The sequence below is a fragment of the Muricoprocola aceti genome, from assembly GCF_025567005.1.
Classification (GTDB): Bacteria; Bacillota; Clostridia; order Lachnospirales; family Lachnospiraceae; genus Marvinbryantia; species Marvinbryantia aceti.
The window spans coordinates 231,928-244,402 of record NZ_JAOQKE010000002.1; the positions used below are offsets into that span (position 1 = coordinate 231,928).

At 37.7% G+C, this 12,475-nt stretch carries 13 protein-coding genes; all 13 read left to right on the top strand.

What is annotated here, in order from left to right; genetic code table 11:
• Positions 1-138: 138 nt before the first annotated feature.
• The 13 genes from OCV47_RS03245 to OCV47_RS03305 all read left to right on the top strand — a co-directional run bounded on the left by OCV47_RS03245 (position 139) and on the right by OCV47_RS03305 (position 12,464).
• A complete protein-coding gene (locus OCV47_RS03245) occupies positions 139-486 on the top strand; it encodes a TnpV protein (RefSeq protein WP_262653689.1) in 348 nt (115 codons plus the stop codon).
• Positions 487-597: 111 nt separating this feature from the next.
• On the top strand, positions 598-2,436 hold the full coding sequence (locus OCV47_RS03250) for a DNA primase family protein (protein WP_262653690.1): 1,839 nt from the start codon (positions 598-600) through the stop codon (positions 2,434-2,436).
• 196 nt (positions 2,437-2,632) lie between these two features.
• Positions 2,633-3,577 carry a ParM/StbA family protein gene (locus OCV47_RS03255; protein ID WP_262653693.1) on the top strand — a complete coding sequence of 315 codons (945 nt, stop codon included), beginning with the start codon at positions 2,633-2,635 and terminating at the stop codon, positions 3,575-3,577.
• The gene (locus OCV47_RS03260; protein ID WP_055146809.1) at positions 3,574-4,026 is read left to right on the top strand and encodes a hypothetical protein; all 453 of its coding nucleotides are present in this window, start codon (positions 3,574-3,576) and stop codon (positions 4,024-4,026) included. The genes OCV47_RS03255 and OCV47_RS03260 overlap by 4 nt, the downstream gene beginning before the upstream one ends.
• 771 nt (positions 4,027-4,797) lie before the next feature.
• Positions 4,798-5,178, top strand: a complete 381-nt coding sequence (locus tag OCV47_RS03265; protein ID WP_262653697.1) for a MobC family plasmid mobilization relaxosome protein — start codon at positions 4,798-4,800, stop codon at positions 5,176-5,178.
• Positions 5,127-6,368 carry a relaxase/mobilization nuclease domain-containing protein gene (locus tag OCV47_RS03270; protein WP_262653699.1) on the top strand — a complete coding sequence of 414 codons (1,242 nt, stop codon included), beginning with the start codon at positions 5,127-5,129 and terminating at the stop codon, positions 6,366-6,368. Before OCV47_RS03265 ends, OCV47_RS03270 begins: the two co-directional genes overlap by 52 nt.
• A 13-nt stretch (positions 6,369-6,381) precedes the next feature.
• Positions 6,382-7,008, top strand: coding sequence for a DUF6040 family protein (locus OCV47_RS03275; RefSeq protein ID WP_262653701.1), 627 nt, complete (start codon positions 6,382-6,384; stop codon positions 7,006-7,008).
• Between the two features lie 215 nt (positions 7,009-7,223).
• Positions 7,224-7,946 (top strand): LytR/AlgR family response regulator transcription factor, encoded by a 723-nt coding sequence (locus OCV47_RS03280; RefSeq protein WP_070088796.1) that lies wholly within the window; start codon positions 7,224-7,226, stop codon positions 7,944-7,946.
• Positions 7,927-9,204 (top strand): sensor histidine kinase, encoded by a 1,278-nt coding sequence (locus OCV47_RS03285; protein WP_262653703.1) that lies wholly within the window; start codon positions 7,927-7,929, stop codon positions 9,202-9,204. The genes OCV47_RS03280 and OCV47_RS03285 overlap by 20 nt, the downstream gene beginning before the upstream one ends.
• A 192-nt stretch (positions 9,205-9,396) precedes the next feature.
• The gene (locus OCV47_RS03290; RefSeq protein ID WP_262653704.1) at positions 9,397-10,503 is read left to right on the top strand and encodes a hypothetical protein; all 1,107 of its coding nucleotides are present in this window, start codon (positions 9,397-9,399) and stop codon (positions 10,501-10,503) included.
• Positions 10,504-10,526: 23 nt separating this feature from the next.
• A complete protein-coding gene (locus tag OCV47_RS03295) occupies positions 10,527-10,829 on the top strand; it encodes a hypothetical protein (RefSeq protein WP_262653705.1) in 303 nt (100 codons plus the stop codon).
• Complete coding sequence (locus tag OCV47_RS03300; protein ID WP_262653706.1) at positions 10,826-11,593, top strand: hypothetical protein; 768 nt, start codon at positions 10,826-10,828, stop codon at positions 11,591-11,593. Before OCV47_RS03295 ends, OCV47_RS03300 begins: the two co-directional genes overlap by 4 nt.
• Positions 11,594-11,603: 10 nt before the next feature.
• Positions 11,604-12,464: a hypothetical protein gene (locus tag OCV47_RS03305; protein ID WP_262653708.1), complete on the top strand. Its 861-nt coding sequence runs from the start codon at positions 11,604-11,606 to the stop codon at positions 12,462-12,464.
• The last annotated feature ends 11 nt before the right edge of the window (positions 12,465-12,475 follow it).

Genomic DNA, 12,475 nt, shown 5'->3' on the forward strand with positions numbered 1-12,475 from the left:
TTTCACCATGATTTTGAAGAAAATCTGCCCGGGTTGGATTCAAAATGATATGGAAAGAAAGATTTGTAGCAATGACGTAACATGAACAGCCAGTTCTGTTACAGACAATAGTGTAGACGAAAGAGAGGTCATCGTAATATGAAACTGACTTATACAAATGTAAATGGATACCTGATCCCGAATCTCACCTATAAATCCGGTGAGCAGATGGAGCAACTTGGCAAATATGGATTCTTACGCAGAGATTATCTGAAAAACCATCGAAATTCAACGTATCAGGTGATGCTTTTACAGGATACCATTGGAGAACATCTTCTGGAAGTGGACAAGGCAGCCAGAAAACGGGAAGAAGTGATACTGAAGCAGTTAGAAGAAAAAGAACCACTGCCAGATAAGGCGAAAGATCAGATGGCATGGGTAAGAGCTGCCAATCAGCATAGAGCGATTGCAGAAGAGATTATCCTGAAAGAATTGATTTATGTATAAAGATTGCCAGTAACCAATCTTGCAGGTAACTGATAAAAATAGAATATTGTGAGCGAAGTAAGGCGTGAGTCATATAATATGGCTTACGTCTTTTTCTTTGTCTGAAAGGAAGTGATAAGTTTGAACAAGAAGTTTTTGAAGCATTATATGGAAACCAATCCGGAAGGGACGGCACAGACCTATATTTTTCTGGTGGACAATCAGGATATCGCATTGAATATTGTGATGTCAGGTTATCAGGCACTTTGTTTGGTGCAGGAAGATGATGGATATTATTTCAGTGCAGATTCTTTTATAGAGGAAATGAGATCTATTCAGTTTACTGGAAGCTGTCAGAGTGCCTATCATTATGTGACTGCCTGTACGGTGAAGTGGATGAATGATAAGTTACAGACATTTTTCAAAGACGCTGGTCTTGATGGAAAAGCGGGCTGGCAGTTGTTCAAAGAGAGGGAGTACCTTGGCAAACTGGATAATCAGAAAGAAGTTGAGAAATTACTGGAAAAGTATATTCTTCGGTTTGAGCGAGATCTGAAAGAAGAACCGGAACTGAGCCGTTTTCACTTATTCGATGCAAAAGGAAATGTGAAAGGTGTTCGGGATATGGAGATTGTAGATTATCTTGTGGAGAATGTTCAGTTTTTTGTGGTAGGAATCACACTGTATTATTATGAGCATGGTGTTTTCCTGGAAGACCATGATGGGGTAAGAATGAAATACCGTATCCAGAAGCTGATCTATCGAGACCAGGTACAGAGTGGAGTGATCAAAAGAATCTATAATCTGCTGATCACACAGCCGAAAGTCCACAGAGAAGCCTATGAATTAAATAAACAGCCGGTAAGGTGGATCAATTTCAAAAATGGATATTATGATCCGGTTACGGGTGAAATGCTGGAACACAATCCAGATTATCTGACAATCAATCAGATACCATTTCCCTATTATCCGGAGGACAGGGAGCAGGTGTTGCAGGGTGGAGAAAATATCAAAAAGTATCTTGCATCGTCTCTTCCTAACAAAGAAGAACAGCAGACATTCTGGGAGTATTTTGGATACTGCATGACACAGGATACGCAGTTTCAGAAATTCCTTACACTGAAAGGAAATGGTGGAACTGGAAAGTCTGTGGCAGTATCACTGATCCAGTATGTAGTTGGAATCACCAATATGTCCAGTATTTCTTTACAGGATTTAAATAAACGATTCTATGCGACTGGAATGTATGGAAAGCTGTTAAATGCCTGTGCGGATATTCCCTGCAAAGCAATGGAGAACACAGATGTATTAAAGAAAGCGGTCGGTGAGGACACACTGATCTATGAGAAAAAGGGACAGGATGCAATCCATTTTCACTCTTATGCGAAGCTACTTTTTTCTACCAATGAAATGCCACAGAATCTTGAGGATAAGTCAGACGCTTTTTATCGCAGACTACTGATTCTCGATATGAACCGGGTAGTAAAAAGTGGTGAAAAAGATCTGCACTTAAAGGAAAAGGTACAGGCAGAATCCGATTATGCAATTCATATGGCGATGATTGCATTGAAAAATCTGTACGAACAGGGAAAGTTCACGGAGAGCGAACACAGCAAAGAATGTGTAAGAGAAGTGCAACGGACGTCAGATAGTATCTGCGCTTTTATTGATGAGTCATTGGTGCGTGCCAAAGGAAAACGTCTGAAACGAAGTGAAGTGTTCCATATGTATGAGGAATACTGCAAAGAGAATGGCAGACAGGGGCATGGTAAGTCCAACTTTTTCAGGAATATGACGGATAAAGGTTTCCTTCTGAAGCAGTACAATGGTGAGTTCTATTATCAGGATATTGCAGTTAAGGAAGAAGATTTTTGTCCTGTAGATCCAGAAGAAAGAATACCTTTTGAAGAAACAGATATAGATTATAAACAGTTACAATTAAATATGAATCAGGGAATTAAGGGCATTTAGGGCAAAATAAGCAAAAAGAAATGTTACCGGAGCAGGAGAAATAACAAAGATAGCTGCCAGAGTACATAAAATTTTGCTTTTTTTACACTGATTGCCCTTTTTCAGGTATCAACGTTTTAGCTGATACAAATATAGGTTTTTCCCGAATTTGGGAAAAAGTAAAAAAATAAAAATTAAGAAAGTGTGAGGTATGATTATGAGAATGATGAAAAATAACAGAAATGAAACAGTTATGGTGATCGGGATTGATCATGGTTATGGAAACATGAAAACAGCTACCAGATGCTTCCCATCCGGTGTAGCCAGATATGACAAGGAGCCAATCTTCCAGAATAATCTTCTTGTTTACAATGGTATGTATTACCAGATCGGAGAGGAACACAAGGAGTTCTGTGCAGAGAAAACGCAGGACGAGGACTATTATGTGCTGACACTGGCGGCTATCGCAAGAGAACTTGATGGGAAAGGAATGAATCGGGCAAAGGTACACATTGCAGCCGGACTTCCGCTTACCTGGGTAGCTACACAGAAAGAAGATTTCCAGAAATATCTCCTCCAGAATGAAAGCGTGGATTTTATATTCCGCAATAAAGAGTATCATGTAGAGTTTGCAGGTGCTGATATTTACCCACAGGGATTTGCAGCAGCCTTTTACCGCTTACAGGATTTCAAAGGAATCAACATGCTTGTGGATATTGGAAACGGAACTATGAACATCATGTATATCAACAATTCCCGTCCATTAGAGAAGAAATGCTTTACAGAGAAATATGGAACGCATCAGTGTGTGCTTACTGTAAGGGAATCCTTGTTGAAAGAACTGGGAACAGTGGTGGACGATCTGGTGATTGAGCAGGTGATCCGTACCGGGACAGCAGATATTGGTGAGAAATATCTGACAGTCATTCGTAAAGCTGCCGGAGATTATACAAAAGAAATCTTCCATAAGCTGAGAGAACGGGAATATAATCCAGAACTGATGCGTCTGTATGTGGTCGGCGGTGGCGGTTGTATGATCCAGAATTTTGGAGAATATGACAAGAGCCGGGTAACGATTGTACGGGACATCTGTGCCACAGCGAAAGGCTATGAAGCAATGACCGTAAGGAAGATCCAGAGAAACGGAGGGATGCTTGTATGAGAAAAGAACGGAAAATCATCAATACAAATATCCGTTTGAACCTTTGTGATGAACAGGACAGGCAGGCATGGGAATATTTGCAGACGATGGACAGGAAAAAATATAAATCGTACACCAGAGCAGTTGTAGTTGCTTTAAACGATTATTTTTCCAGAGAGTACAGGAATGAAGCAGATCCGTATCTGGAAACCAGAGAAAAGGAAGATGCATTTCTGGAAAGAGTGGAAACAGCTGTCCGGGATGGAGTGAAAGAATCCGTCCCGATGGCTATAGCGAAGAATCTGATGGAAATGCTTGTACCGTTTGTAAAAGAATCGGTAGGAGAAATTAATCTGCCGGACAGAACACTAACAATGGAGAAAACGGATGAAGAGATCGCAGAAGATAATCTGGACTGGGAGAAAGAAGCTGATATGGATGCAGCACTGGATTTTGCAGACAGTTTTTAGATGGTTATGAAATAGCAGTAACAGGAAAACAGACTGACAGTAAGGAATAGCTTTAAAAAAACAGCATAGCAGAAAAAGACAATGGCAGTGGTGACATTTCAGACATTATGAATTGGAGAAATGTTTATGACTGCTATTTTTATGTCTTTTAGCAGAAATGGAAAGAGATCCAGAAAAAGAAAGACAGAAATAACAGGATAATATAACAGAAAAGCGTTGGCAGGTGGGTGGATTGAACAAGCAAGGCGAAGAAAAGAATAGAGTGCCGGATACGGCACATGATTGTCCGATTCTTTGCATCGGAGTGATGCATGAACAGCCTGTTTCAGAAAGAGAAAATCTATCGAAATGGGAGCTTTTCTCTTTCTTCCACAGTCTGTCCCTGCACCACAAAACCACCGTCATCTCCAGTTTGATCTGATAACGTAGGGTGGAAAATATGGCTTGGTGGGTGTCGGTTCAGTGGTGGGGAGATGACAGGGCAAGTTTCGCAAAGTGGCAAGCCACTCTGCACCGGAGCCAGCCTTTGGGCTGTTCCTAAACTTGCCAGAAGGCTCTGCCCCTGGAACCCCGGCACGTCAATGGCGTAAGTATTCCTGCGAAATGTCCACCGGACATTCCTACGGAACACTTACTGATTGACTAGGACGCTGTCCTGCACCTGTATAAGGGAGCGTTGCACTCCCTTATATATCCCCTGCTAATCTACCAGCCGGAAAGGTTATGAATGATTTATAAAAAAGATAGAGTGGAGAAAGGAGACAAAGATTTATGCGAAAACGAAATTATACAATAACGATACGAATGAATAAAGAAGAGTATGATCTGCTCCAAAATAAAGTAAAGGAGTCTGGACAGACTCAGCAGGCGGTTGTAATTCATGCAATAGCAGGTTTAAAAATTGCTTCTGCAGAGGAAGTGGAAGAACTGAAAAAGCTGAATCAGATTCTTTCAGAGATACTTAGTCAGCTTCGTGGTGCAGCTACGAATTTGAATCAGATTGCAAGAAAAATGAATACGGATGGTTTTATGCCAAGGGAAGATATTCTGTATTATCTCAACAAAAATATTCTCAAATACAGGAAGGAGAGTGAAAAGATATGGCTATTAATAAGACGATTAATAAGCGGACAAATACACATGGAGCAATGAGAAATTGTATCGAATATGTTTTGCGACAGGACAAGACAAGTGAACTGCTTACTTATGTAACAGGTCCGTACTGCCATGATGAGATCAACTATGATCTAGTGTATAGAACCTTTTTAGAAGAAAAGAAGATGTGGGATAAAGATTCTGGGAGAATGTACGCTCACAACATTATTTCCTGGCATAAGGACGAGCAGATTACTCCAGAGCAGGCATTAGAATTTGGAAAAGAATTTGCAGAAAATTGGTTCAGTGGATTCCAGACCTTAATGGCTGTGCATAAGGATAAAGATCATATCCACTGCCATCTGGTTACTAATTCAGTGAGTTATGAAGATGGAAGAAAACTGCATAACACCAAAAAGGATCTGGAACGTATGAAACAGCTTACCAATCAGATGTGCCGAGAACGTGGACTGACAGTTGTCGAGAAAGGAAAGCACTTTGATGGAAGCCAGATTGAAAAAGGGGAAGTCATTGCATGGAGTAAAGATAAATATAACCTGTTCCGTCAACAGGTAAAGGACAGTTTTGTAGCGGACTGTGCAATGGCGGTATTAAAGGCACTGGAAAATTGTATCAGCAAAGAAAAGTTTATAGAAAAAATGAAACAGTTTGGATGGAATGTAAACTGGACAGAGAAACGGAAGCACATTACTTTTCAGAATCAGGATGGAAAGAAAGTGCGAGACAGCAATCTGTCAAAAACATTTCATCTGGATATCAGTAAGGAGGGATTGGAGAATGAATTTAATGGAAATAGGGAAAAATCCAGAGTTGCATTCGACAGAGACAGCAGAGCAGACGAAGAACTCAGAAACTATTACAGAGAGCTTGACGCAGCCATTGCAGATGCCAGAGGAATCACCGATCAAGCTCAAAGTGGAGAGGGATATTCTCGTACAGAGTTTCGAGAGAGCGAAAGAGTTCATGCGAACACAGAAAAAGCAGATACAGACACTGGAAGAAGAGAAACAGAAGATCTTATCCGACAGGCAGAGATTGCGAGAAGAAGTTCGGAAATCAACCGTAGAAATTCAGCGTCTGACAATCGAATTGTCCGAAACGCAGAAGCTGAATCAATGGCTTCAGCAGAGCAACGACGATCTGAGGAACAGGAATGGTTTGAAGAGCAGGAGCGAGCAAGAGCAGCTCGAAGAAGAAATAAGAGACGTTCGGAACCAGAACTCTAAACTGCAGATACAGGTGAATAAATCATCTGTTGAAGCAGTAGATGAAGCACAGAAGAAACAGAAAGAAGCAGAGAAAAAGATGGAACAGGCAGAAGCCAAAGCCCGTAACGAAAAGAAAAGTGCAGAGTTGGAAATCCGCAAAGCAAAAAAAGAAGTAAAGGCAAGAACTGAAAAAATGAGGGATATAGAATATTTCTGGGGAATGGGATACATTACAGTAATCCTGTTTGCAATCGTACAGAATGGTGCTTTTCAGAATGACTTTATAGATTTTTTCAGGACTCCATTCATGTGGTATGTTCGATTTTGTGAATGGTTGGTACATCCAACCTATGATAACGGATTCAACCAGAAAATAGCATATATAGGCGGAGAAGCATGGATTATTAGGATTCTGGCGATTGTAGCTGTGCTTTTTATATTGGCAATCGTTATGGTAACAATCGTGAAAGTAATAAAAAGATACAAAAAAATGTGGGATGAAATTTCACAGATGTTTTTGCTGGGAAGTCTTTCGGGGATTGCAGTACTTGGAGATGTAATCAGAGAATATCTACCTGTGAATTTGATCTTGCTATTTGGATTTATTAATGTAGGAATGATGTTGCTCAGAAATTATTTTCGGAAAAATTTTATTTAACCAGACTCCGAAATAATAGAATGTGACAAAGTAGGAATTTGAAAAGATGGATCAAAAAATTCAGCAATTTTATTTGATTTTAGACATCTATTTGACAATGATTTTGCTTAAAATATACTATAAATATCTAAAGACAGCTTTGGATGAAGGTTAAAAAGGAAATGACTTGCATGAATGATACCGAGAGAGTATTATACTTTCAGGAGGGAAAAATAATGAAGACTGTAATTTGCGATGATGAAAAAAGCACATGTTCCGAGCTAGAAGAGATTATACTGAAATATGCGAAAGAGAAGAGCGTTTCACTTGTGACAGAAGTTTTTTATTCTGGAGATACTTTGTTGGATTATTTGAAAAGAGAGAAAATAAACATTCTTTTTCTGGATATAGAATTGCCAGGGAAAGATGGAGTTATGGTAGGCAAATATATAAGAGAGGTTCTTGAAGAAGAGAATATATTTTTGATATATATATCTTCAAAGGAAAATTATGCATTACAGCTTTTTCAAAATCGCCCGTTTGATTTTTTGGTAAAGCCCATAGAAGCGGCGAAGATATATCATGTTTTGGATAATATTTATCGTATATCGGGAAAAAATAGTGTGGGATTTGAGTTCCAAACTCAAAATAGTACATATCGCATTTCGTATAAAGATATTTTGTATTTTCAAAGTACTGGAAGAAAAATTAATATTGTGATGAAAAAAGAGATCAGAACATTTTATGGAAAATTGAATGAGATTGAAAAACGAATTCCAGAAAATGTTTTTTTAAGAATACATAAATCGTATTTAGTAAATAAAAATTATGTAAAGGAATTTACATACGAGTGGGTAAAAATGCTGAATGGAGATGTACTAAATATAAGTAAAATTAATCGTGCAGATGTACGAAGAAAGATTTTGGAGAGTGCTGCAGATGAGTTTAAAAATATTTAATGGTATTATAGCGTTACTGGCAAATGCATTACGTTTTTACACATTGAAGTATTTTGTTGGTATTTTTGTGCAAAAAGAAGAGAGTAGATGGAAGCATGTCTCTATTTTATATATTATAGGCTGGGCATGGACAAGTGCGATAAGCTTGCTATTTTCCTCTCCGGCTATGAATATTTTGTCAAATATTACAAGCCTTTTTTTGATTTTTTTTCCATACCGCATAAAGAAAACAAAGAAATGTTTGGCTGTATTTATTATATATGTGATTAATGCTTTGGTTGACAGCATTGTCATTTTATCTTTAACAAAATATACGATGGGACAGCCGGTGAATCAGGTATATGAATGTATCACCAGCTTTGCTTTATTATTTATTGCAATTATTATCCAGAGGACAATAGAACCCGAAAAAGAAATTACATTACCGGCATTAAATATGGCTGCGCTTTTAATGGTTCCTGTTGTCAGTATTGTATATATATATTATCTGATTATTGTTGCGCATGAAATAAAAGAAATTGTTATTTTTGCAGCACTGGTGCTTCTTTTTATTAATATTCTTATTTTTTATCTGTATCATTCACTCCTTAAATTTTATTCTGCCCGTATGAATGAGCAGGTGTTTAAACAGATGTTAGAAGTTTATTCTTATCAATTAGATATAGCCAGAGAATCGGAAGAACGGGTGAAAGCATTGAGGCATGATATAAAACATCATATCATTGAGTTGTCTGCAATGGCTAAAAAAAATAATAATGACGACATGATAAAATATTTAAGCGGTATGAAGGATTTTATGCTAAATCCAAAAGAATATTCAACTACAGGTAATCAGGAAATAGACGGAGTATTAAATTATATGCTGCAGAAAGCAAACAAGACGCTGAATCAGGTAGATGTTCAAATAAATATTCCGGAAGATCTATATTTTAATAATTTTAATATTTGCGTGATTTTGGGGAATCTGGTAGATAATGCAGTAAGAGAGGCCAGTAAATCGAAGGAAAAGTTACTAACTATAAAAATGCAAATAAAACAAGAGGTGTTATTAATCTTTATAGATAACAGCTATTCAGGAAAAATCCTTGAAAAGAGAAATGGACTGCAGACAACTCAGCCAGAACTTGCAATACATGGTATTGGATTAGAAAATGTAAAAAAGGCGGTCATTGCCAATGGAGGAGAAATAAAAATAGATTATACATCTAATAGATTCTGTGTTCAGGTTCTTTTATATATGTCGCAAATCAAAAACTAAGAGACTCGTTAGGGGTCTCTTTTTTTACTTGAACAAAAAGTCTAATTTTGACAAAGTCGTGGGCGAATTTTTACAATCGAATAAATAATCAATAATTATATGCTACAATTCAATCACTTCAAAGGAAGGGGTAAGCCAATGGATAGGGGATACACATACTGTATCCCTTAGCTGAATTATAGGAGGAAAAATATGATGAAAAAAATAAGAGGTTTTAGTCTGATATTATGTGCATGTTCGGTTTTGGCTGGATGTAACAAGAGTTCTGTAGATGTCAAAGAAAAAGCAGGGGAAGAAATAGTTTCAATGGAAGAAGCAGAATATAGTTTCCCGGAGAAGTATGAAAAAACCTCTGATTCAGGGAAGGTAAAATTTAATTGTGAGCTAGAAGTGCCGGAAAATATAAAAGGACAAGCCATAAGCACAGTTGATGTAAAGGGACTGTATAGATGTGACAGAGAAAAAGCATGGACTATATTCGGTGAAGGAAAAGAAATAATTGAAAAACCAGAAACTCCGGTAGATGAAGGGAGGGCACCAGAAGACTATTATCTATTTGCAAATGATGAAAGTCTTGATATAAATGAAGGAATTACTTACGGAAGCAGTAATTCCAAATATTATTCATATATCGGCGTAACTAATCCAGACAATCAAGCTGTATTTGAAGAAACGGAAGTTTCTTTTAAAAGCGGCGAAGAATGTATTACAGAATTACAAAAAATAATAGATGAATTGGGATACCATTCAGAAGACTTTATATTTGCTTGTTACCCCTTAAATTTTCAGACAATGAAAAATTTGGAAGAACAATATTTACAGGAAGGTCTTTTAACAGAAGAAAAAAGAAAGGAAAGCTGGAGTCAGGAAGATGATGCGTATTCTATTTATGGGTATCAAAAATATGAAGACATTCCTATTTTTCATGAAATGATGAGTATTGCCAGAGTTATGGCATATGATACTCCGGATAATGCCCCGATTCAGGCAATATATTCTACCCGGGGAATAGAAACGCTGAACATCAGCGGCGTTTATGAATTTGAAAAGGGAAAACAACAAGTTACGCTGAAGCCTTTCGAGGATATTGCTGCTGTGGTTGAGGAAAAATTTGAGAATATTTTAAACGATGCGGATTATGAAGTGACGAGAGCAAAATTTTATGAGAGGGTATATCTGGATGAGGGACAAAAATATAAGGCAGATCCTATCTGGTATTTTGAAGTAGTCGAAAATAATATAAGTAAATCTGTAACATTAATTAATGCGGAAACAGGAAAGGAAATATTCTTGCAATAAAAGATTAGCGAAAGGGATGTTTTATGAATAGATCCACAATTCCTTATTCAATTGTAGAAGAACGAAGAAGGCTCAATAAATGTATAGAGAATGCCCCGAATGAGTGTGAGAAAGAAATATACAGAAAGATCAGGGATATGAAGATTCCCTATGACAAATTGGATACAATTCTCGAAACAAGCAAAGAGCTGATTAAAAAGAAAGAGAAACAAAGAAAAAAAAGGATGTTATTCCTGATAAATGTAAGTGGCTTTGCTGCAGGTATTTGTATATTTATTTTTTTCTGTGGAAAAAGAGCTGTTTACAAAAAGGAGAGAAACGGATGAATAGAGCACATTATTTAAAAACGGATATCCGTCGTCTGATAAAAAATTATCCAATATATTTAGCCATTGTGGGTGTTGCGGTATCCATATGGTTTTCACTTGAAGATTATGCGTTTACTGAGGGAATGGTAAATGGAAATGCGCTAGATACATACCATTTCGCTGTTAGTATGTCTGGGATTATGATTGCCTATGCTTTTTGCGCATTTTCTTATGCAACTGTGTTTTGTGAGGATTTGGAGCATAAATATGCCAGATACAGCATTAACAGAGGAAATACATGGAAATATGTGGTATCCAAGGCAGTGGTTGTTTATGGATCGTCCGTGATTACTATGGTTTTGGGAAGCCTTCTGTTTGTTGCGTCTATACGGTTAAAGATACCTTGGACTTCAGAGGGATTACAGGATGCTTTTTTTATGGAAGGAATGTACGGTTCCCTGATTGCTGGAGAACACTACTGGCCTTATGTTTTTTTATTCGCATTGCAAATGGGGATGCTTGCAGGGGTCTTGTCATTGGCAGCTTCATTTCTGTCTATGTTTGTTTCTAATAAAATGCTCGTATTAATCACACCTGTTTTAATACAACAGATATTAATGGAATACAGTGGAAAAGGCTGGTTCAATGCAATGCTGATATATCCGACCTTGAATCGGTTTTCGACGGATATACAGTACTTTCTTACTGCTCTCGGTTGCAGTTTATGTTTTTCAGCGTTGTTTACCTGGGGTATCTACAAAAAAATAAAAAACAGATTGTAGAGGTGGGAACATGAAGTTATTACAGTATATCTGGAAAAGTTCTATGATGAAAATTATCAATAGCAAAATGGCAGTTTTTACAATATTGATGATTGTAGTCAGCCGAACATATGTGGGGGCTATCCGACAGTTTTCAGTTGCAGTGGACTATCCATCCTCTTGGTGTGTATTTCCATTTGCCATGTGTAGTTTTTCTTATCTAATTATGTTTTGGTTTGGAGTAATTTATGTGAACACGGATGTGCCTTTTATGCAGCATGTGAATATGTACCATGCGATACGTGTAGGAAGAAAGCGTTGGGCATTAGGGCAGATAGGAGGGATTTTTATCCGTTCCGTTGTTCTTACTGTTGTGGCAGTCATCTGCACAATACTCCCTCTTTTACCGGACATTGAATGGAGCAATGAATGGGGAAAGCTACTGAGGACGGCAGCAACGACAAGGGCTCTTACGCAGTTTAATAGTTCTGTGTTTATTTATTACGAGATTTTCTCTGAATTTTCGCCATTACAGCTTATAGGGCTGGAGATTCTTCTTTGCGCCTGTATCTGTACATTTATAGGGGTTCTGATGTTCCTGTTAAGTTTGTTTTTGAATAAGATTGCTGCAGTTGCAGGTGGTCTTGCCCTAGCAATCGCTCTATTTCCTGTGCTGAATATACATCCCATGATACGTCATAAACTGGCCTTTTTTATCCCGACGATATGGGCTGAACTGGCAAGGATTGCAACCCCGGATTATGGTTACTATTGGTTGCCATCTATACCTTATATGTTCGGGTTTTTAATAGTAGGGATTTTGTGTATGACGGTCATTATTTTAATAAAAGTAAAAAAAATAGAATTTAACTGGGAAAATGAGGATATATAGCGAGGAGTGAA

Excerpts from the sequence above, each read along its gene's own strand:
- OCV47_RS03270 (WP_262653699.1), top strand. The coding sequence starts at position 5,127 with ATGGCTATTAATAAGACGATTAATAAGCGGACAAATACACATGGAGCA.
- OCV47_RS03280 (WP_070088796.1), top strand. The coding sequence starts at position 7,224 with ATGAAGACTGTAATTTGCGATGATGAAAAAAGCACATGTTCCGAGCTA.
- OCV47_RS03265 (WP_262653697.1), top strand. The coding sequence starts at position 4,798 with ATGCGAAAACGAAATTATACAATAACGATACGAATGAATAAAGAAGAG.
- OCV47_RS03305 (WP_262653708.1), top strand. The coding sequence starts at position 11,604 with ATGAAGTTATTACAGTATATCTGGAAAAGTTCTATGATGAAAATTATC.
- OCV47_RS03295 (WP_262653705.1), top strand. The coding sequence starts at position 10,527 with ATGAATAGATCCACAATTCCTTATTCAATTGTAGAAGAACGAAGAAGG.
- OCV47_RS03290 (WP_262653704.1), top strand. The coding sequence starts at position 9,397 with ATGATGAAAAAAATAAGAGGTTTTAGTCTGATATTATGTGCATGTTCG.
- OCV47_RS03255 (WP_262653693.1), top strand. The coding sequence starts at position 2,633 with ATGAGAATGATGAAAAATAACAGAAATGAAACAGTTATGGTGATCGGG.
- OCV47_RS03300 (WP_262653706.1), top strand. The coding sequence starts at position 10,826 with ATGAATAGAGCACATTATTTAAAAACGGATATCCGTCGTCTGATAAAA.
- OCV47_RS03245 (WP_262653689.1), top strand. The coding sequence starts at position 139 with ATGAAACTGACTTATACAAATGTAAATGGATACCTGATCCCGAATCTC.
- OCV47_RS03260 (WP_055146809.1), top strand. The coding sequence starts at position 3,574 with ATGAGAAAAGAACGGAAAATCATCAATACAAATATCCGTTTGAACCTT.
- OCV47_RS03285 (WP_262653703.1), top strand. The coding sequence starts at position 7,927 with ATGAGTTTAAAAATATTTAATGGTATTATAGCGTTACTGGCAAATGCA.